Below are 21,047 nucleotides of genomic sequence, written 5' to 3' on the forward strand. Positions count from 1 at the left end.
CAGTCGTCAACGCGCCGGGCCAGCGATCATGGAGTGGGATTGATGCGAGGTTTCCTGTTCGGTCTGGCCGTCATTATCGGGCTTGCTGCGGTCGGATTCGGGAGCCTGGTCGTGATCGCCAACGGTCTCGAGCCAAGCCGGGAGAGTGTCAGTGTCGAGTTGGAAGACGATTTCCCGCGCTAGCCTTGCGCTGGCGCTCTGGGGGAGTGCCGCCTTTGCGCAGGAGGGGATCGAGGTCGAGCGTCTGGATGCGCTGGATCCGCTGGAAGTCTCATTGCCACGCGCAGCCCTGGACAATCGTCTCTGGTCGGCCACCGGGCGCGACCAGGCGGTCGCTGTCCTGTCGCGTCTTCCTGATCCTGAAGACGGAGAGTATCGCAGCGAGACCCTGGCCTCTGTCGCCCGGACCCTTCTCATTTCCGGCGGACAACCGCCGGCCGGCGGACGCGGTGATACCGAATTGGCCCGCCTGCGCGTCGAGCGCCTCCTGGCGGCTGCCGGTGCGGGCGATGCTTTCGATCTTCTGGAGCGCACGCCCGGTGTGAACCGGCAACCCGTCCTGGCGCGCTGGCATGCTGATCTGGGGTTTGCGACCGGCGAGTTGGAAAGTGCCTGCCGCACAGCTGACGCCCTGATCGAAGGACGTGACACCGCCTATTGGCTGCGGGTGCGGGCGTTCTGCCTGTCGCTGCAGGGCCAGTCGGCAGCCGCGGAGCTGACCGCAGAACTGGCACGCAGCCAGTCGGCGGATGACGGGTTTGATGCGCGCCTGTTCGCGCTCACCCTGGACACGCCGCTTCCGGCCAATACACCGGCCGCCGAGACAGCGCTGCAATGGGCGATGGACCACCGGCTTGAGGCCGGTGTGGGTATGGCTGACACGGCGCCGTCCTGGTTGAAAGAGGTGGCGCATGAGGCCGAAGGGCGGAGCCAGCCGCCGGCCACCGATCCGCAGCTCGCTTTTGAAACCGCGCTGGACCAGTCCGGACGGGACCGCCACCACACACTGGAAGCCGTGCTCGCGCAGGGCCGGGACCGCGAACTGGCCGGGCAAGCCCTGGGCTTGTTGCTGGCCGATGCTGGCGGTGGCGCGCGCTTTGTGCATGTCGCGCGGCATCACGGCCGGGAAATCCAGACCATTCCGGTTACCGCTGCCACGCTGGAGCATGGCTATGAAATCGCCATGGCAGCCCTTCTTGTTGGTGATCTGCGATCGGCCTGGACCTGGCGTAATGCGTTGCTGGATGGTCCGCCGCGCCCGGAACAGCCGGTCCTGGTGCCTCAGGGGCTGAGTGATGAGGACAAGCCGGCCGGTGAGCCGGACATCATGTCGGCCCTGCCGGAAGAGGATTGGGTTCCGCCCAGCCCGGCGCGCATGGTCGCGCTGGACCTGGCCCTGGCCGTTGCCGAGGACGAGATGCAGGGCGGAAGCTATGAAGCGGTTCAGGCTGCCTGGCTGGAAGGCCGGGGCGCCAGCGTACTGGCCCAGGCGGCAGCCCTGGAACGGCTTGGGGCTCCCAGCCCTGCGGGATTGCGTGAAGCCTTGCTGGCCGCGGACCCGATGCCGGCTCCCGCCGGACTGGCGGCGCTGGATGCCGCCGTGCGGGCGGGCGCACGGGGCGAGGCCGCGATGCTGGCCGTTTCCCTGCTCAACCAGGACGGAGCTGCCGACAATCCGGATGTTCTGGCCAGGACGCTGGGCGCGCTGGATGCCGTCGGGCTGCGCCGCCATGCCCGGGTGCTGCTGCTGGAACAGATCATTCTGGGGGCGATGTGACCGCGCAGCGGGAGATTGCTCTGTTTCTCGACATGATGGCGGCTGAACGGGGTGCGGCGGTCAATACGCTGGACGCCTATCGCCGGGACCTGGAAGACGTCGCATCGCGCCTCGCTGCCGAGGGTCGTGATCTGGCCAAGGCAACGACGGCCGATCTGGAGGGTGTGCTCTCTGGGTTCGCCCGCGACGGGCTGGCCGCCTCTACAGCCGCCCGGCGCCTGTCGGCCATCAAGCGTTTTTACAAATTCCTCCTGTCCGAAGGACGGCGCGCCGACAATCCGGCATCGCCTCTGAGTGCGCCCAAGCGCGGTCGCAGCCTGCCGAAAATCCTCAGCGAAGCGGATGTGGACGCCCTGTTCGACGCCGCCGGTGCGATGGAAGGCGAAGCCGGCGTGCGGATGCGGGCGTTGATGGAAATCCTCTATGCGGGCGGATTGCGCGTGACCGAACTGGTCTCCCTGCCCCTGAGTGCCTTCGCGCGGGCCGAGCGCTGCATCCACGTCACCGGCAAGGGCGGGCGCGAACGCCTGGTGCCGCTGACACCCTCTGCGCTGGAGGCCGTGGAGGCCTATCGCAGCGTTCGCGCGGCTCATCTGCCCGCCGATCCGGACCGGGCCCGCAAGGCGGAGCGTTTTCTTTTCCCGTCCCGCCATGCACGGTCCGGACATCTCACCCGCGAACGCTTTGCCCAATTGCTGGGCGAGCTGGCCCTTGCTGCCGGCCTGGATCCGTCACGGATATCGCCGCACGTCCTGCGTCACGCCTTCGCCACCCACCTCCTGTCGCGAGGGGCGGATTTGCGCAGCGTCCAAATCCTGCTGGGGCATGCCGACGTGTCGACAACCCAGATCTACACCCATGTGCTGGAGGAAAGACTGCGCACCCTGGTACAGACTGCGCACCCTCTGGCGCGGCCCAATGATACCGGTAGCCAGGGTTGACGTATGCGTAAGGACAGTTTTCCAGGCTTGTGACCCCGGCGCAGGCTGGCTAGTTTGCCCGCCTCTTTTGTGTTCACAGGCGTTGGCAGGGCATGTCCGACCCCACACGTACCTATCTCGATTTCGAGCGGCCGCTGGCCGAATTGGAAGCCAAGATCGAAGAGCTCGAGAACTTGGCGGGCACATCCGGCGATGACTCGCCGGATACGGCGGAAGAGACGGCGCGCCTTCGTCACAAGGCGAATGAGCAACTCGCTGCGCTCTATTCCAAGCTGGATCCCTGGCGCAAGACGCAGGTGGCCCGGCATCCGGAACGTCCGCATTTCCGCGATTACCGCAAGGCGCTGATCGAGGATTTCGAAGAGCTCTGCGGCGACCGCCGATTCTCCGAAGACGCCGCCATTGTCGGTGGTCTGGGCCGTTTCCGCGGCCGTTCCGTGGTCGTGATCGGCCATGAGAAGGGTCACGACACGGAAAGCCGCATCAAGCACAATTTCGGCATGGCGCGCCCGGAAGGCTATCGCAAGGCGATCCGCCTGATGGACATGGCCGAGAAGTTCAACCTGCCGGTCCTGACCTTCGTCGACACCGCCGGCGCCTATCCGGGCCTGGGCGCGGAAGAGCGCGGTCAGTCCGAAGCCATTGCCCGTTCCACCGAACGCTGCCTGACGCTTGGCACGCCGCTGATCTCCACGATCACAGGTGAAGGTGGTTCCGGTGGTGCCGTGGCGCTGGCGTCCGGCAATGTCGTGATGATGCTGGAACACTCGATCTATTCGGTGATCTCGCCGGAAGGCTGTGCCTCCATCCTGTGGAAGGACTCGGCACGGGCTCGCGATGCTGCTGTGGCCATGAAGGTTACGGCACCCGATCTGATGGCGCTGAAGATCGTCGACCAGACGATCCCGGAACCGATCGGTGGCGCACACCGCCATCCGGCCGAGACCATGCACGCCGTCGGCAATGCCATCGAACAGCATCTGATTGCGCTGGACGGAAAATCGCCCGCAGAACTGCGTCAGCAGCGCCGCGAGCGTTTCCTGGCCATTGGTCGTCTGGACGCTGCCGAATAGGCAATTCCTGTCCTAGGGTTCTCCGACAATCCCCTCACGGCGCGGATCCGCGCCGCCAATCAGGCTGCCATCTTCCAGGCGCCGCACAATGTGCAGGCCGGAAATCTCGCCCCGATTAGCGTCGATGGTGAAACCCATGGCCGTAAGTTCGGCCAAGATTTCGGCATCCATCCCGTTCTCGATCCGGACCACATCGCCGCGCGCCACCACATTGGGCAGTTCGATGGCCTCTTGCGGGGTCAGGCCCCAGTCCAGCATGCCGACCAGTGTCTTGGCCGTATAGCCGATGATGGAGGACCCGCCCGGCGAGCCGGTGGCCAGTTCGAATTCGCCCTCTCTGTCGAACACAATGGTGGGTGACATGGAGGAGCGCGGCCGTTTGGACGCTCCCGGAGCATTGGGGACGAGATGACCCTCCGCGTCGAGCGGCGTGCGCGAGAAGTCCGTCAGCTGGTTGTTGAGCAGGAAGCCGCCGGCCATGCGATGACTGCCGAACACGCTCTCCACCGTCGTCGTCATGGAGACGACATCTCCATCACTGTCAACAATCACGAAATGGCTCGTGCCGGGCGAGTCCGGCGTGGCATCCAGGCCAGGCTGGGCCATACCCGGCGGTGTGCCGGGTGTGGCGGTCGGGATCGCCGTGTCGCGGTCGATCAGGGCCGAGCGGGATTCGATATAGCCCGCATCCAGCAGGCCCTCGGTCGGTACGAAAACCTGGTCGGCATCGCCGACATAGGCATCGCGGTCGGCATAGGCCAGGCGGCTTGCCTCGATGAAGCGGCGCCAGCCCTCGACCGTGTCCGGGCCGGTGGCCGCCATGTCATAGGGTTCCAGCAGGCCGAGGATCTCATTGACCGAAATACCGCCCGAGGCCGGCGGCGGGGCGCCACACACACTCCATTCGCGATAGTCGCGGCACAGGGCTTCGCGGCGCACCGGTTGGTAATTGGCCAGATCCTCAAGGGTCAGCCCGCCCGGACGCGGTTCGGCCTGGACAGCCGCCACAATGGCTTCGGCGATCGGGCCCTCATAGAGCGCGCGCGGATCGGCTGCGAGTGCCCGCGTCGTGGCGGCATAATCCGGGTTTTGCAGGAGGTGACCGGCGGGCAGGGGCGCACCGTCCTCGGTGAAGAAATACTCGCGTGTCGCTTCCCACTCATCCAGTGGCGTGCGCGGTGCGACGCCGGCAATCAGGGCTGCGAGGCGGGGCGAGACCTCAAACCCGTTTTCCGCCAGACCCGTGGCCGCGGTGAAACCGTCCGCCCAGGGCAGTTCGCCATGGTCTTCATGCGCCATGGCCAGCATGGCGACAGCACCGGGTGCCCCGACCGAATGGCCGGAGAAGACCGCGTCGAAAAAGCCCAGAACACTGCCATCTTCGTCGATGAAGAGATCCGGGCTGGCACTGGCCGGGGCCATTTCGCGTCCGTCATAGACGGTCACATCTCCGCTCTGCGCATCATAATAGAGCATGAAGGCGCCGCCCCCGAGGCCGGAGCTTTGCGGCTCCACAAGGCCGAGAACGGCCTGTACGGCAATGGCCGCGTCCACCGCATCCCCGCCATTGCGCAGAGCGTCCAGGCCGGCCTCCACAGCCAGCGGGTTCGCGGCCGAGACCATGGCAGGGCCAATTGCTGCCGCCGCTTCAGGCGAGGCTGGCGCGTCCTCGCTCACCGGGGCCGAGCAGGCCGCCATCGTGAAGCCGGCTGCCAGGAAAGTGGTCGTCAGCAGATTACGCAGCATGTTACTTGCCCCTCGAAAAACTCCGGTCACGATAAAGGTGACATTGGCCAGAGGTAAGGGGGCGCGCATGGCTTCGCCAGGGAAAAGCAACAGTTTGACCGATATTGAGGGCCTGTTGATCGGTCAGGCAGCAGATATGCGCGTGAAAACCGGCGTGACAGTCATCCTGCCGCAAGAGCGGGCTGTGTGTGCCGTTGACGTCCGCGGTGGCGGGCCGGGCACGCGGGAGACCGATGCGCTGGCCTCCCACACGCTGGTCGATGCCGTGGATGCGGTCGTCCTGTCGGGCGGTTCCTCCTACGGCCTTGCTGCCGCCGATGGTGTCGCCGCAGCGCTGGGCGCACGCGGCCAGGGCTTCGCCCTGATGGACCTGCCCGGCGTGCCGCCATCACCTGTCGTGCCGTCCGCCATCCTCTATGACCTGGCCAATGGCGGTGACAAGCAATGGGGCGACACGCCGCCCTATCGCCAATTGGGACGCGACGCGCTGGACATGGCCAGCCAGGCCGTGGCGCTCGGCAAGGCTGGCGCTGGCTATGGCGCGCGGGCCGGTGCACATCCGGGCGGGACCGGTACGGCCTCGCTCTTCCTGAACAATGGTCTGGGCGTGGCGGCGCTGGTTTGCGTGAACTCTTTCGGCTCGGTGACCCTGCCCGGCGCGGATGATGTCTACTGGTCCTGGCCGATGGAGATTGATGGCGAGTTCGGCGGAGCCCGTCCGCCGCAGGACTGGAGCATGGAACCGGATGATTGGGGCGCAGCCAAAATCAATCCGGGCGCTCGCGAGAATACCACGATCGCGCTGATCGCCACCAATGCGACGCTGACGCCGGCCCAGGCCCAGCGGCTCGCCATCATGGCCCAGGACGGTCTGGCCCGGGCCATCCGCCCGATCCACACTCCGTTCGATGGCGATGTCGTCTTTGCGCTCTCGACCGCGAAAGCGCCGCTGGGTGATGCGCCGGAGCGGACGCTGGCCGAGCTGGGCAATGCAGCCGCCGACACGCTGGCACGTGCGGTGGCGCGGGGTGTCCATGCGGCTCGCAGCCAGGCAGATGACACGTAAATCCGGCGCGCTGCACAAGGGCGTGCAATTGCCGCATTCAGGCACTTGCTTTGTTCAAAAGGCGCGGTTAGGTTCCGCGCCTCTTCGGGGCTGAGACCTCGAAGCCTACGGCCTGCACCGGTAGCTCAGCTGGATAGAGCACCAGACTACGAATCTGGGGGTCGGGAGTTCGAATCTTCCCCGGTGCGCCATTTTTCTCTCTCAAGATAGTTCGCTTCGCTTACGTCCCTGATGGGTCGGCTTGACCGGTCTCTGAAGGCTTAAGCGTATTCCCGTACCGTGCGTCTGCCCCCTGCGAATGTTGGAGCAATCCGGCATTCATCGTGCCCAGGCGGGCGTTCACCGACAGGATCTGCACTTGTCGCGGGCGCTGGTGGTTGATCGCAATGTCATGGCGAGGCAGCCGCGGATCGCCTTGAATGACCCTGTGGCCGCTCCACGAATTCGGCCATATGCGTGGTTTCCTTCGGCTGTATCCCTCCGAGTAAGGCCCGCATGGCTTGGCGGTCGAAAGACCGGCAGCATCCCGATGCGGCGGTGTTCACGTCACCGCCGCATCATTTGCTCATAATCTAAAACCTCCCAAACCTGCCTGATTGCGGATCTTCCTGCAGGGGCAGTGAAATCGTGTGATTGCGAACATGGTTCAGGGGTGTTTACCCCCGTTTCTGCAATAAAATATGCAAGTTCAAAGAGTTACCTGAGGTGGTGTTGAAAGGAATGGTTAAGCCTGTCGACGGATGACGGGGCATCGGACGCAAGTGCCCCCGAACTGAAAGGCTGATCCCATGTCCAATTTTCTCGACCGCCTGTCTTTGAAGGCCAGGCTAAACCTTCTCGCCATCGCCTCCGTATCGCTCATGCTGGCTTATGTCGGTGTGAACACGATGGTCCGTGGTTCGATCGACCGGATCGAGGTGGAAGCCCAGGAAGCCACGATGAGCCTGATCGCGGCCAATTCCGCGGAAAAGGATCTGGCCTCGCTGTTGCGCGACACCTATCTGATGGCGGCTCAGCCGACGGCGGAACGCGTTGAGGCCGCAGAGGGCAATCTGACCGATTTCGGCGCGTCCCTGGATGAAGCGGAAGGCATCGTCCACAAGCCGGCCTATCGGGCGACCCTGCAGGACATGCAGCAGGATTTTCTCGGACTCAGCCGTCTGATGCTTGACTATACGGCCGCCGCGGCGTCTCGCACCGACGCAGAGACTGCGCGCTTTGTTGATGCACTCGCCGAATATGATGATCGCCTGGACACGGCCGTGGAAACAGTGCGGGACGGTTCACGTGCGGATCTCGAGCAGGCCTGGGATGAGCTTGACCGTCTCGGCCAGATTACCTTCTGGATCGCGATTGCCGCTGTGATCCTGACGGCGGCCGGCCTTTTCCTCCTGACCCGTATCATTGGTGGCACGATCCGGGCCGCTATCGAGACTGTCATGGAGGTCGTGGGCGCACTGGCCGGCGGCCGGCGTGGCATGGATATCCCGGGCACGGAACGCAAGGATGAGTTCGGCGCTCTGGCGCGCTCGATCACGACCCTGCATGACGCGCTCAAATCTGCCGACGAGATGCGGGCCCGCGAAGTCGAGGAAGCCAAATCCAAGGCCGAGCGTCAGGCACGGACCGAAGAGGCCGTGGTGCATTTCGAACAGGTGTCGACCGAGCTTCTCGCCAGCGTTATGGCAGCCTCGGAACAGCTTTCCGCGTCGGCCTCCCAGATGCAGTCCACCTCCGGTGAGGCGGCGACAGCGTCCGGCTCTGCCCGGGAAGCAGCCGGTCATGCGGCATCCAGTGTTCAGGCCGTGGCTGCGGCTTCCGAAGAACTGGCAGCTTCGATCAGCGAAGTTTCCACCCAGGTGACCCGCACCAGCGAGCTGTCCCAACAGGCCGGCCAGGAAACCTCCAACAGCGTGGATGTGATCCAGGACCTGGCCCAGTCGGCCTCGGCGATCGGTGAGATCATCGACCTCATCGAGACGATTGCCAGCCAGACCAATCTGCTTGCGCTGAACGCGACGATCGAAGCAGCCCGCGCCGGCGAAGCCGGCAAGGGCTTTGCGGTCGTGGCCTCGGAAGTGAAAGCGCTGGCCGAACAGACCACGCAGGCCACGCAGCAGATTGCCGAGCGAGTCTCGGGGATCCAGTCGGCGACGGATGAATGTACGGCTTCGGCGGCCAAGGCCCTGGAAGCGGTGAACCAGCTGGGCGAGCTGGCCGTGGCTTCGGCCTCTGCCATCGAACAGCAGCGTGTGGCGACGTCGGAAATCGCGGAGTCCGCGCAGCGTGCCCAGGATGGTACAACCTCTGCGGCGGATGATGTGGATCGTGTGGCCTCCTTCACCAGCCAGACCGATTCCGTGTCGCGTTCCGTTCTTGATGCCGCTTCGGAAATGTCGACGCGCCACAAGGCGTGGAAGACCGAGTTCGAACAATTCCTCGATAGCATTCGGGCGGCCTAAGGCGTCCACAGGAGATGATGATGAAACCCCAACACCTTCTGCTGGCCTCTGCCGGCCTGATGATGGCTTTCCCGGCTGCGACTCTCGCCGATGGCGAAAACGGGACTGTCTTCCTTGATATGCGTGCGCGCTATGAGAATGCCGACCAGGACGGCAAGCTGGGCGCGGACGCGACCACGCTGCGGACCCGGCTGGGCTGGCGTTCGCCGGACTGGAACGGGTTCACCTTCCTGGGTGAAGTCGAGAATGTCGTCGCCCTGGACGGGGATGATGACTATAATTCGGGGCTCAACGGCCTGTCCCAGTACACGTCTATTTCTGATGGGGCCTTCACCGAGCTGAACCGGCTTCAGGCGAGCTATGCCTTCAATGAGCACGTGTCCGTGACGGTCGGTCGCCAGTATCTGGATCTGGATGATGGGCGTTTCGTGGCTTCGGCCGGGCACCGCCAGGACAAGAACTCGCACGACGCCTTGCGCGTCGATTATACCCGCGGCGACTGGCGTGCGACCTATGTCTATCATGACCAGATCAATCGCGGTCCGGGCGATGATTCCAACTGGGACAGCGACAGCCATCTCTTCAATGTCCGCTATGCTGTGGCGCCGGCGCTCACCGTGTCGGGCTTTCTCTACCTGATCGACATCACAGAGCCGGGCCGTGGCGAGCGTTCCAACCAGACCTGGGGCGGCCGGATGAATGGTGGCATCGAGCATGGCGATTATGAAATCGACTATGCCGTCATGTTCTCGCGTCAGCAGGACTATGGGTCCGCGACCACGGATTTTGACCTCGGCCTGATCTCGACCGATTTCTCGGTGTCACGCGGCGGCGCTGAGTTTGCTGTCGGCTATGACATTGTTGAAGGCAATGGCTCGACCGGCGTGTCCAACCCGCTGGGCAAGAATCACGGCGTGCTGGGCTGGGCCGATGCCTTCTCCGGTGGTGGCCGTCAGGGCACGGTCGATGGTGTCGAGGATTTCAATGTCATGGCCAGCTACGGGCTGGGCTGGGAAAGCGGCTGGCTGCGCGGTCTGGAAACCGGCGTGCGCTACCATGATTTCTCGTCCGAGCGTCTGGGTGATGATCTGGGTGAAGAATGGGATGCCTTCATCACCGCGGAATTCCCGGGTGGGTTCGAACTGTCCTGGCAGTTCGCGGACTATGACGGTCCGGACGTGGCGCCGGCCCCGGCGGATCGCGTCAAGAACTGGATCATTCTGAGCTATTCGCGCTGACCCCGGTCAGTGTCGCATTGGGCGGAAAAAGGCGTGCCGGAGACCGGCACGCCTTTTTTCTTTGTTCCGATAGTGGGGCCAATCAGGCGTTGGCAGCCGCAGGCAGGCCGCGCTCGGCGTCGAGGCGCTCGCCGATTGCGTTGAGGATCTTCCAGTCGGCATCTTCATCGGTGATCTGGTAGAGCTGGCCGTTGACCAAAGCCGAGGCCGTCTGCTCGGCGGGGGCGTCATTGCCGACCAGGGCCGAAATGATGCCGGCGCTGCCGGTCAGGGCGATGACGGGTTTGCCTGCTTCCATGAAGCGGCGGGCCAGGCCGCTGGCGCTATCGGCCAGCTTCGCGGCGCCTTCCATCAGGATGAGCGCATCATGTCCGGCAGGGTCCACATTCTCCGTCTGTTCGGCGACGGCAAAGTTCAATTCAGCCTGTCCGTTATAGCCCCGCAGGAGGGCGTGCTGGTCAGACACGAGGACGGCGCGGCGGTTGGAGCGCTGCAGGGCCTCGGTCGTGGTTTGCATCTGGCGAACATTGACGGCTTCGGCGACGAAAGTGGCGACCCGGCTCGGGCGATGGCGATGTCTCATACTGTTTGGCTAACTCCGTTTCAGCGTGCAGCCCGGGTGGGCTGTCTAATCGAGTGAGCCAAGAGGGATAGAGTTTTTCAGGAGAGAATCAAGGTTGCCCGCTGAATATGTAATAAAATCCCGCGCATTCGAATTGTTCATTCGAGGAAACTTGCGAAATTTAGGGGAAGATTACATAAATTTATTTTGCTGGAGTTCCCCGAATTCTCATTCGGTATTTCAAAGCAGTTTAAGTCCAGCGCGGTTAAGCGCTAGCGCTCCCAGTAATTCTCATCATCGTCTTCATCCTCGTCTTGCGTGGACGATGCCGGAGCCGGAGCGTCCGGGTCTTCCTCACTGGCCAGTTCGGTCAGGTCATAGACGGCGACACTGGTGGCGGAGATGGGTTCGAAATCGGATTTGTCGGCGTCGTTCACCGGTGCCTTGTCGCCGCGGCGGTAGAGCATGGCCCCGAACAGGGCGAAGAGAATGATGGAGGCATAGAGAAAGAGCCCCGACGGCCCGATCAGCGCCATGACAACGCCGGCAATGACGGGACCGATCATCGTGCCCAGCCCGTACATGGTCAGGATGCCGGACATCATATTGGTCGCCTGGCCTTCCGGCGCGCGGTCGGCCGCATGGGCGACGGCTATGCCGTAATAGGATTGCGCTCCGGCGCCCCACAGGCCGGCGACGGCGAAGATCAGCATGACGGGCAGCACGCCTGAGAAGAGGCCCAGTCCCAGGGCTGAAACGCCTGCCACCAGGGCGAGGCCTGCAATCACGACACGCCGGTCCATCCGGTCGGACAGCATGCCCGCTGGCCATTGTGCCAGAACCGATCCACCGACCAGGAAGGCGTTGAACAGGGCGGCGGTCTGCGTCACCGAAACGGTTTCCATACCCCCGACAAAGACCGCATAGAGCTGCATGACGGGGCCATTGACCATGCCGGCCGCGAAGGCGGCAATGATCGCCGACGGGGCGATCTGGAAAACCTTGCGCGGTCCGAAACTCTCCGAAGTGGGCGGGGCGGGCTGGGCGCGATTGGTCGCGGCTGCCGGGATCAGACTGGCCGTGTAGAGCGCGGCGACGACGAGGAAGCCGGCGGCAACACCGGGCTCAATGCCCGCCACCAGGAAGGGACCGATGATGAAGCCGATTTTCGCGGAAACGAGGTAGAAGGCGAGAATGGCACCGCGGCGCTCTGGCGGGGCGGAATCGGCAACCCAGCTTTCACCGGCGGCGAGGAAGCTGGCGACACACAGACCCATGATGAATTGCATGACCAGCCACCAGGCCGTCGCCGACGACAGGTAGAGCGCGGCGACAGCGATGGAGGTTGCGGCGGCGAAACCGGCAATGGCGCGGATATGCCCGATCCGGGCAATTTCCCGGGGGGCGAGCGTCGCGCCCAGCAGGAAGCCGGTGGCATAACCGGCCACGATGATACCGATCTTCAAAGAGGAGGCGCCCTGGCTGATCAGGGAGAGCGGACCGACCACGGAGAGCGCGCCGGCTGCCATCTGCAGCAGGGCCAGGGCCGCCACGACAGCCGCGACATTGCGATAGCTTTCGGAGGCGCTGTGGGGCGCGCCGGAGCGGGGCTCTTGCGAAAAATCAGTCATGAATCCCGTACGGTTATAGGTGGCCGGTGCGGTCAGCTTCACGCATCACTGCCGGGCATGCAACCGTCCGGCATGGGCTAGACCGGCAATTCCGTGGTGTTCTTGATGGCTTCCATGGCGAAGCTGGCGGAGACATCGGACAGGGGCGCGATCGCGATCAGCTTCTTGTAGACGGCATCATAGGCTTTCACGTCCGGCAGGCAGAGCTTGATGAGATAATCGATGTCGCCACTGAGCCGGTAGAATTCGATGACTTCCGGCATGCGCCTCACACCTTCGGCAAAACGCGACAGCCATTCCGCATCGTGCTGACTGGTGCGCACCGTGATGAAAAGCGTGGCTTGCAGGCCCAATTCCTCCGGGTCCAGCAGGGCGACATGCTTGCGGATGATCCCGACATCGGCGAGGCGTTTGAGGCGGCGGGCCGTCGGGGTCGCCGACAGGCCGATCAGGTCAGCCAGTTGCTGAACGGTCCGGTCTGAATCGCTCTGAACCGCGCGCAAAAGCCGGATATCATAGTTATCAAGCTCCATGGCGTGGCAGGATAGTAGTGATTTTCGCCATCGTCACGGGGAAACTGTAGCGATATTTGGTGATTATCTCCGCCGGCTTCGTGCTTTTCTGTGCAAACCATGCCGGACACAGCTTTTTTCCACACTGAGACGACCGCTGCTCGCGCGCTCGAGACGCTCCGCAAGGGGCTGTCGGGCACCGGGCAGACCCTCACCACGCCCTTCGGTCTGCGGCCCTTCCTGTATGCGGATTACACGGCATCCGGTCGGGTCTATGAGCCGATTGAGCATGTCATGGCCGGTTTGGCGGCCGATTATGCCAATCCTCATACCGAGGACAGCGCGACCGGACGGGCCTCCAACGCTTGGATGCGAGAGGCGGAAAAACGGATCAAGCGCGCCGTGAATGCCGGGCCGCAGGATTGTCTGCTGGCCTGTGCGTCCGGAGCGACAGGCGCGATCCACAAATTTCAGGAAATTCTGGGACTTGCCGTGCCACCGGCCTCCCGCAAGGCGTTGGGCGTGGCGGCGGACCGGCGTGCGGATACGGTGGTCTTCCTGGGGCCGTATGAGCATCACTCTAACGAGCTGAGCTGGCGGGAGAGCCTGGCCGAGACGGTGTCCATTCCGCTGGATGAAGAGGGTGGGATCGATCTGGCAGCCCTGGCTGCTGAGCTGGCGGATCCGCGCCATGCCGGCAAGCGGAAGATTGGTGCGTTTTCAGCGGCTTCCAATGTGACCGGCGTGAAGAGTGATGTTCGGGCCCTCGCGCGGCTCTTGCACGCGCATGATGCGATCCTGTGCCTCGATTGTGCGGCCAGTGCGCCCTATCTGCCGATCGACGTGCATCCTTCGGGAGATCCGGAGGCGCGGATCGATGCGGTGTATTTCTCACCCCATAAATTCATTGGCGGGCCAGGCAGTTGCGGGCTTCTTCTGTTCCATGCAGCGCTCTATGACGCGACGCTTCCGCCGACGCAGAGTGCGGGTGGTACGGTGCGCTATGTCTGGCCTGATGGTCATGATTTCATTGAGGATATCGAGGCGCGCGAGCGGGCTGGAACGCCGGGGGTTCCGCAACTCGTCCGGGCGGCGCTGGCGCTGCAGCTGCAGGCAGAAATCGGTCATGCGCTGATCGCCCGGCGTGAGCATGCGGCATTGGAGGCGGCGTTCGAGGCGTGGCAAGCGCATCCGCGGATCGAGATCCTCGGCCCCCAGGATCCGTCGCGCCGGATCGGAATTGTCGCGTTCAATCTGAGGGATAGCCATGGTGGTGTGGTGCCGCCGCGGCTGGTGACGCGTCTTCTGAACGACCTCTTCGGCATTCAGTCTCGGGCCGGATGCTCCTGTGCCGGGCCCTATGGGCATGCCCTGCTGGGTCTGGATGAGGCGGCCACACAGGCGATCCGGCAGCAGGTCCTGGCGGGCGAGACCGGTGCGCGGCCGGGCTGGTGCCGGGTCAGCCTGCATTGGGCCATGACATCAAAAGAGGTCCAATATCTGATCGAAGCGGTTCTGTTACTGGCCGATCATGCGGCCAGACTGGCATCGCAATATGTATGCGATGCGATCACGGGGGGATGGCAACACAGTCAGGACCGGCCTGAAACGGGATGTTTTCCGGTTTCCCTTCTCTGCGAGACCGGTTCGCCGGCCTGTGCGCCGGCCAAACGCCTGGATGAAACCGCGATCGCCCGCTTGCGTGAGCACGCCCTGGAGGATGCCCGGGCCCTGGCCGAGACGCTCAGCGTGGGCGCCGGTATCTGAGCACGCCTTCGGCGGCCAGCAGGGTATCGATCTGCTCGCGCTGTTCCGGTGTCGGCGGCGTCAGGCGGGGATAGAGCGGGGCCTTTGCATCGCGGTCATCCACCCAGGGCGCGTCCCATAATTCCGTCGCCCGGATGAAGGCGCGAGCGCGGGCTTCGCCGCCGGTCTCCAGGCAGCCGATCAGACAGGTGTCGACATAGGTCTGCGGGATGGGGTGATCCGCATCGGCGCTGACCTGCTCGCGATTGACCACGATCCAGTAGCGGCCTTCCGGCAGGGCGATGTCCGTACCGGCCGCCGGGCGGACACTGGCAGGGTCGATTTGCGTGAAGACATAGCCGCGCTCGCGATGGCGCAGGGCGTCATTGATCTCGGTCGGGACGAGGGCGGCGTGGAGGATGGCATTCGTGACCGGGCGGACACCGGCATAGGTCGCCTGTTCATCGCCATAGCGCACGGTCCAGCCACGTTTCCAGCCATGGGCGATGACGGGCAGGGCTTCGGTCTGGATGCCGGAATAGGTCGTGCGGCTATAGGCGCTCAGCAGGCTGCCATACCCGACCATGAAGTCACGCTCTGCCAACTCGGCCTCCAAAGGGAAACGGCGCGGACCAGAAGTCCGCGCCGTCCATCTTGGCGTTTCACGCTGATGCGTCCAGTGCGCTACTGCGAGCGACGGCCGCGCGTGGAATAGCTGGAAGACGAATAGCTGGCCTGGGCCACCGGAACTTCTTCCGAATAGGTCGTCTCGGCCGGCATGTCGGTGCCGTAGAGATAGGTGCGTCCCTGGGCCACCGGCGCCGAGTTCTGCTGGTGCTGGTTCTGGGCGACCGGCGGAATGTCGGCCTGCGTCGGCGGGTTGTAGCCCGGCAGGTCGATATCGTTGCAGTCCACCAGACGCCATTCCCAGCGCTCTTCCGTGCGCAGGGAGTAACGGGTGACGGTTTCCGTCTCCATCGGGATCACGCGGCTGTCGACCGAGGCGTGCTGGTCGAGCACTTCGATCCGATAGGTGTCGCGCAGCTCGTCGATCGGCACTTCCTCGACGCGGGCTTCCTGGACCAGGACGTCACGCGTGATCGTGTCGTATTCGGCCGGATGGTTGATCTCGCGGATCTGGGCCGGCGTCACGACGATATTGCGTGTGACGGTCTGGTATTCACCCTCTTCCTCGACAAGACACCAGACTTCGCCGGTCTCGCTGTCGAAACGCGTCATCTGGGCACCCGGCGTGTAACCGCGCCGCCAGACCATGCGCGGTTCGCGCACCATGATCGTTTCGGTCACCGTGTTGTGCACAGCCGGCTCGACCACGTATTCGACGTAGGACGGGCGGATCTGGACCGTCTCGGTGATGGTTTCATACACGGGCTCGTGCACGATGTAGCGCACACCGGCTTCGCGCGAGACATATTCGCGGACTTCCGGACGCAGGCGCGGCGGCAACACGTCGTAGCGCTCGTAGGAATCCTGCGTCGTCACCTGCTCGGTGTAGACGTCATATTCCGGTGCGATTCGGACGCGGGCATAGCATTCGCCCGCCATCGCGGAATTGGGCGGGTCTGGCGGGAACCATTCGGCATCGCCCGCCAGGGCAGCAGAAGCGGTAATCAGCGTCAGCGCTGAGCCGCACAAAACAGATTTGCGGAACATAAAAAATCCCCCTCGCTTACGGCGCGGGGCTGGCTTCAACCATCCCGCGAAGACACGGGATGCTAACGCAAGGCCGGGGAAGCGTTAAGGAATATTAACCATAAAGCGCAAGTTTCAACTCTCAGGAGAATATTGATATCCTGAATTCCCTCAAAAGGTTATGCGCGCGCCAGCTCTGACGGCTCATGGTCTGCGTATCGCTGGGCCGGTCTTGGAATGCAAAACGGCCCGGCGCAGGGCCGGGCCGTTTCCTGGTGCAGTGTCGCGTCCTACCAGATGGAGACGCGCTCTTCCGGCGGCAGGTAGAGATCGTCGTCTTCGGTCACACCGAAGGCCTCGTACCAGACATCCATATTCCGCACGACGCCGTTGACGCGGTATTGCGACGGGCTGTGCGGGTCCGTGGTCAGACGGGAGACCAGGGCGTCTTCCGTATAGAGGCGGCGCCAGACCTGGCCCCAGGCCAGGAAGAAGCGCTGATCAGCGGAGTAGCCGTCGAGCTCGTCGGCCAGGCCATGGTCTTCCGCGTACATTTGCAGGGCGCGATAAGCCATGGAGAGACCGCCGATATCACCGATATTCTCACCCAGGGTGAGACGGCCATCGACATTCATGCCTTCCACCGGCGAGAACTGCTCGTACTGGGCAACGATCTGGTCGGTGCGCAGGTCGAACTGTTCACGCGAGAAATCGGTCCACCAATTGCGCAGGACGCCGTCACCATCGGACTGGCTGCCCTGGTCGTCGAAACCATGGCCCATTTCGTGACCGATCACGGCACCGATGCCGCCGAAGTTCACGGCCGGATCTGCAAACGGGTCAAAGAACGGACCCTGCAGGATGGCGGCCGGGAAGACGATCTCGTTGGACGTCGAGGAATAATAGGCATTCACCGTCTGCGGTGACATGAACCATTCCCAATCCCGGATCGGGCCACGCAGGCGGTCACGGCTGTCGGCGCGGAACCAGGCGTTCACACGCTCATTATTGCCCCACAAGTCGTCAGCCCGGATCTCGATGTCGGAATAATCCGGCCACACGTCCGGATAACCGATTTTCGGCAGGAATTTCTCCAGCTTGTCGAAGGCTTCGGCGCGGGTCTCGTCATCCATCCATTCCAGCGTCTCGATGCGCTCGCGCAGGGCGGCGCGCAGATAGCCGACGAGCTCTTCCATCTGTTCCTTGTATTCCGGCGGGAAGTAGTGCTCGACATAGATCTGGCCGATAGCTTGACCCATGTTGCCATTGACGAACTGGATGGCGCGGCGGTCGCGCGGACGCGGCGTATCCGTTCCGTTCAGCGTGCGGCTGTAGAAGTCGAAGGACCGCTCGTAGAAGGCTGGCGTCAGCTCGTTGCGGTGGTTCTCCATCCAGTGGAAGGACAGATAGTCCTGCCAGGTCTCGACCGGGATTTCCGTGAAGAGCTGGGCGAGGGACTGGATCGCCGTGTTCTGGCGCACCACGAATTCTTCCTGATCGGCGAAGTCGAGGGAGGCCATGAAGGTTTCCCACGGGAAGCCGGCCGCATAATTCGACAGGTCCTCGGCGCTCATCAGATTGTAGGTGGCGACGCGGTCACGGCTTTCCGCACGTGTCCAGTGGATTTCGGCGATCGCCGTTTCCAGGTCGAGGATGGCTTGGGCCCGTTCGGCACCACCGTCGACACCGATCATGTCGAACACGTCGGCGATATAGTCGAGATAGGCCGTGCGGTAGGTCTCGAAGCGCTCGCTGTCGTCGAGATAATAATTGCGGTCCGGCAGGCCCAGGCCGCCTTGGCTGAGCGACACGATATAGCGCTGGGGATTGCCCGGGTCGCGGCCGACAAAGGCCCCGAACAGGGAATCTGTGGACGGTGCGCCCATGAGGGCTGCGATGTCAGCATGCGAGCTGGCGGCGGCGATGCGCTCCAGGCCCGGACGGGCCGGGTCGAGGCCGAGTTCGTCAAGCCGTTCGGTGTTCATGTAACTGGCGTACAGATCACCAACCTGCTGCTCGACGCTGCCGGCTTCCGCATTGGCGGCCGCCGCTTCCATGATGATGCCCTCGATGCGCTCTTCAGACCGCAGATAGAGCTCGGAGAAGGAGCCGAAATTGGAGAAGCCATCCGGAATTTCGGTCGTGTCCAGCCAGCCTTCATTCACATAGCGGAAGAAATCATCGCCCGGATCGACCGTGTCGGAGATGTGCTGGGTTTCCACGCCCCACGCGCCCAGTTCCGGCGCGGAGTCGGAGGCATCAGCCGTTTCATGGGATGCTGCGATTTCGGCCGATGCGGCAGGCTCGCTGGCAGCGGCCGGCGTTTCGGTTTCAGCGGCGTCTTCGGCGGGCTGACAGGCTGTCAGCAGGGCCAGGGCGGCGGTGCCCAGCAGGAACTTCTTCATGATGTACCCCCATCATTTTCCAGAATTCAGTTGGCAAAGAGAGTAGGGCGAGATTGCTGGACCGCAAATGACGGTGTTGTCACCTTTGACAGTTGAACATGAAAAAGGCCCGGCAATGACCGGGCCTTTTCCTGTTTTCATCGGTCTGATGACCTACCAGATCGAGACCCGGTCTTCCGGGGCGAGGTAGAGATCATTCTCTTCGGTCACGCCGAAGGCTTCGTACCAGGCATCCAGATTGCGGACGACGCCATTGATCCGGTACTGGGCCGGGCTGTGCGGGTCGGTGGCGAGCTGGTTGATCAGCTGGTCTTCGCGGATCAGGTTCCGCCAGACCTGCGCCCAGGCCAGGAAGAAGCGCTGATCGCCGGTCAGGCCGTCGATCACCGGGGCTTCGCCGCCACAGCAATTGTCCAGATATTGGTGGTAGGCGGTATAGGCCATCTGCAGACCGCCCAGGTCACCGATATTCTCGCCCATGGTCAGGTCGCCATTCACGAAGCGGCCTTCCACCGGAGAGTAGGAGTTGTACTGCTGCTCCAGAATGTTGGCGCGCTCTTCGAAGGCAGCATTCGTTTCCGGCGTCCACCAGTCGCGGATGGCCCCGTTCTGGTCGAAGCGGCGGCCCTGATCGTCGAAGCCATGGCCGATTTCGTGACCGATCACCGCACCGATACCCCCGTAATTGACGGCCGGATCGGCATTCGGATCGAAGAAGGGTGCCTGCAGGATGCCCGCCGGGAAGGTGATCTGGTTCATCAGCGGATTGTAGGAGGCGTTCACCGTTTGCGGCGGGTAGGGCCACTCACCGCGGTCCACCGGGCCGGACAGGTCGGCGACCTGTTCATTCCAGTTGAATTCACGCAGGCGGACCATATTGCCGAACAGATCGTCCGGCTGGATTTCCAGCGCGGAATAGTCCTGCCACTCGTCCGGATAGCCGATGCGCGGCTCGAAGGTGGAGAGCTTGGACAGGGCTTCGGCTCGGGTCTCGTCATCCATCCAGTCCAGGTTTTCCAGACGGCCCTGGAAGGCGGTGATGAGATTGGCCACCAGGCCTTCCATGGATTCCTTGGAAGACGGCGGGAAATGGCGTTCCACATAGACCTGGCCAACAGCTTCGCCGAGCTGGCCGCCGACAAGGTTGGCACCGCGGCGATCCCGCGGACGCTGTTCCTCGGTGCCGCGCATGGTGCGTCCGAACATTTCGAAGCTGGCCATGTCGAAGGCAGCCGGCAGACGGCCGGAATTATTGTTGAGGAAGTGGAAGGTCATGTAGTCGCGCCATACATCGACCGGGGTTTCCTCGAAAATGGCGGCCGTGCCTTCGATCGCGCTGGGCTGAGCCACGAGATAGGTGGCGACACCGTCGAGGCCGAGCGCTTCCATGCCGGTCCCGAAATCAAACTGCGGCGCCAGGGAGACCAGTTGCTCCAGCGGCATCGGGTTGTAGATCTTCTGGATGTCGCGACTGTCAGCCTGGGTCCAGTGAACTTCGGCGATGCGCGTTTCCAGGGCGAGGATGGCCTCGGCCTTCTCGGCGCCACCCTCAATCCCGGCGAGATCGAAGATCGTCTCGATATAGGTGCGATAGGCGTCGAGATAGCGGGCGTTGTCCTCTTCCAGATAGTAGTCGCGGTCCGGCAGGCCGAGACCACCCTGGCCGACGAAGACCGTGTATCGCGTCGTATCGGCCGGGTCGGGAATGATGCCGACGCCGAAGGGCGATTGATGGTGGATCGTGGCGAAGAGGGCGTTGATATCGGCATGGCTCTCAGCCGCGGCGATCTGGTCCAGGAAAGGCTGGGCCGGTTCCAGGCCGCGCTGTTCGATCGTCTCGGTGTCCATCCAGGAGCCGTACAGATCGCCGACCTGCTGCTCCACCGTGCCGTGGGCCGCATTGGCGGCGGCGGCTTCGGTGATGATGTCCTTCACCTGTTGCTCGGCTTCCAGAGCCAGCACGGTGAACATGCCGTAGCGCGACAGGTCGGAGGGCATTTCCTCAGTCTCCAGCCAGACGCCATTGGCGTACTGGTTGAAGTCGTCGCCCGGCGCGATTTCGCTGTTCATGCCGGCCAGGTCGAAACCCCATTCGCCGATGACCGGCGCGCCATGCGTTTCCGTGGCGGCGGCGGTTTCGTGGGTTTCTTCCGTGCCCGTCGGGCTGCAGGCGGCGACCAGAGCCAGGGCGACGCTGCTGAGCAGAAGCTTCTTCATCTTCGATTTCCCCAATCA

At 63.5% G+C, this 21,047-nt stretch carries 16 protein-coding genes and 1 tRNA gene; 9 read left to right on the forward strand and 8 right to left on the reverse strand.

Annotated elements, in window-relative coordinates; genetic code table 11:
- Positions 1–42: 42 nt before the first annotated feature.
- The 4 genes from I0K07_RS05150 (at position 43) to I0K07_RS05165 (ending at position 3,791) form a co-directional block, all read left to right on the forward strand.
- Positions 43–183 (forward strand): hypothetical protein, encoded by a 141-nt coding sequence (locus I0K07_RS05150; protein WP_203291752.1) that lies wholly within the window; start codon positions 43–45, stop codon positions 181–183.
- The gene (locus I0K07_RS05155; protein WP_203291753.1) at positions 152–1,777 is read left to right on the forward strand and encodes a hypothetical protein; all 1,626 of its coding nucleotides are present in this window, start codon (positions 152–154) and stop codon (positions 1,775–1,777) included. Before I0K07_RS05150 ends, I0K07_RS05155 begins: the two co-directional genes overlap by 32 nt.
- Entirely contained in the window at positions 1,774–2,718 is a 945-nt protein-coding gene (locus tag I0K07_RS05160; RefSeq protein ID WP_338041023.1) for a site-specific tyrosine recombinase XerD, read from the forward strand. Before I0K07_RS05155 ends, I0K07_RS05160 begins: the two co-directional genes overlap by 4 nt.
- Positions 2,719–2,810: 92 nt before the next feature.
- Entirely contained in the window at positions 2,811–3,791 is a 981-nt protein-coding gene (locus I0K07_RS05165) for an acetyl-CoA carboxylase carboxyltransferase subunit alpha (protein WP_203291754.1), read from the forward strand.
- Positions 3,792–3,803: 12 nt separating this feature from the next.
- Here the strand turns inward: I0K07_RS05165 and ggt are convergent, their stop codons facing one another.
- Entirely contained in the window at positions 3,804–5,537 is a 1,734-nt protein-coding gene (gene ggt / locus I0K07_RS05170) for a gamma-glutamyltransferase (RefSeq protein ID WP_203291755.1), read from the reverse strand.
- Positions 5,538–5,604: 67 nt separating this feature from the next.
- Between ggt and I0K07_RS05175 the strand changes: the two genes are divergently transcribed.
- The 4 genes from I0K07_RS05175 to I0K07_RS05190 all read left to right on the forward strand — a co-directional run bounded on the left by I0K07_RS05175 (position 5,605) and on the right by I0K07_RS05190 (position 10,303).
- Positions 5,605–6,603: a P1 family peptidase gene (locus I0K07_RS05175; RefSeq protein ID WP_203291756.1), complete on the forward strand. Its 999-nt coding sequence runs from the start codon at positions 5,605–5,607 to the stop codon at positions 6,601–6,603.
- Between the two features lie 114 nt (positions 6,604–6,717).
- Positions 6,718–6,794: transfer RNA gene (locus tag I0K07_RS05180), tRNA-Arg, on the forward strand.
- A gap of 597 nt (positions 6,795–7,391) precedes the next feature.
- Positions 7,392–9,065: a methyl-accepting chemotaxis protein gene (locus tag I0K07_RS05185; protein WP_203291757.1), complete on the forward strand. Its 1,674-nt coding sequence runs from the start codon at positions 7,392–7,394 to the stop codon at positions 9,063–9,065.
- Between the two features lie 20 nt (positions 9,066–9,085).
- Positions 9,086–10,303, forward strand: coding sequence for an alginate export family protein (locus I0K07_RS05190; RefSeq protein WP_203291758.1), 1,218 nt, complete (start codon positions 9,086–9,088; stop codon positions 10,301–10,303).
- A gap of 82 nt (positions 10,304–10,385) precedes the next feature.
- Here I0K07_RS05190 and I0K07_RS05195 read toward each other — a convergent pair whose 3' ends face one another.
- From I0K07_RS05195 to I0K07_RS05205, 3 genes are all read right to left on the reverse strand, one after another.
- A complete protein-coding gene (locus tag I0K07_RS05195) occupies positions 10,386–10,886 on the reverse strand; it encodes a type 1 glutamine amidotransferase family protein (protein ID WP_203291759.1) in 501 nt (166 codons plus the stop codon).
- 251 nt (positions 10,887–11,137) lie between these two features.
- Positions 11,138–12,538 carry an MFS transporter gene (locus I0K07_RS05200; protein WP_203291760.1) on the reverse strand — a complete coding sequence of 467 codons (1,401 nt, stop codon included), beginning with the start codon at positions 12,536–12,538 and terminating at the stop codon, positions 11,138–11,140.
- 35 nt (positions 12,539–12,573) lie between these two features.
- On the reverse strand, positions 12,574–13,029 hold the full coding sequence (locus tag I0K07_RS05205) for an Lrp/AsnC family transcriptional regulator (RefSeq protein ID WP_203291761.1): 456 nt from the start codon (positions 13,027–13,029) through the stop codon (positions 12,574–12,576).
- Positions 13,030–13,128: 99 nt separating this feature from the next.
- Between I0K07_RS05205 and I0K07_RS05210 the strand changes: the two genes are divergently transcribed.
- Complete coding sequence (locus I0K07_RS05210; protein WP_203291762.1) at positions 13,129–14,775, forward strand: aminotransferase class V-fold PLP-dependent enzyme; 1,647 nt, start codon at positions 13,129–13,131, stop codon at positions 14,773–14,775.
- On the opposite strand, the gene I0K07_RS05215 is transcribed toward I0K07_RS05210, so the two are convergent.
- The 4 genes from I0K07_RS05215 to I0K07_RS05230 form a co-directional block, all read right to left on the reverse strand.
- Complete coding sequence (locus I0K07_RS05215; protein WP_203291763.1) at positions 14,753–15,358, reverse strand: hypothetical protein; 606 nt, start codon at positions 15,356–15,358, stop codon at positions 14,753–14,755. The two genes, I0K07_RS05210 and I0K07_RS05215, sit on opposite strands and share 23 nt — an antisense overlap.
- An 80-nt stretch (positions 15,359–15,438) precedes the next feature.
- Complete coding sequence (locus I0K07_RS05220; RefSeq protein ID WP_203291764.1) at positions 15,439–16,428, reverse strand: hypothetical protein; 990 nt, start codon at positions 16,426–16,428, stop codon at positions 15,439–15,441.
- 269 nt (positions 16,429–16,697) lie between these two features.
- Positions 16,698–18,812: a M13 family metallopeptidase gene (locus I0K07_RS05225; RefSeq protein WP_203291765.1), complete on the reverse strand. Its 2,115-nt coding sequence runs from the start codon at positions 18,810–18,812 to the stop codon at positions 16,698–16,700.
- A gap of 153 nt (positions 18,813–18,965) precedes the next feature.
- Complete coding sequence (locus I0K07_RS05230) at positions 18,966–21,029, reverse strand: M13 family metallopeptidase (RefSeq protein WP_203291766.1); 2,064 nt, start codon at positions 21,027–21,029, stop codon at positions 18,966–18,968.
- Between the last annotated feature and the right edge of the window lie 18 nt (positions 21,030–21,047).

Source organism: Maricaulis parjimensis (assembly GCF_016817355.1).
Classification (GTDB): domain Bacteria; phylum Pseudomonadota; class Alphaproteobacteria; order Caulobacterales; family Maricaulaceae; genus Maricaulis; species Maricaulis parjimensis.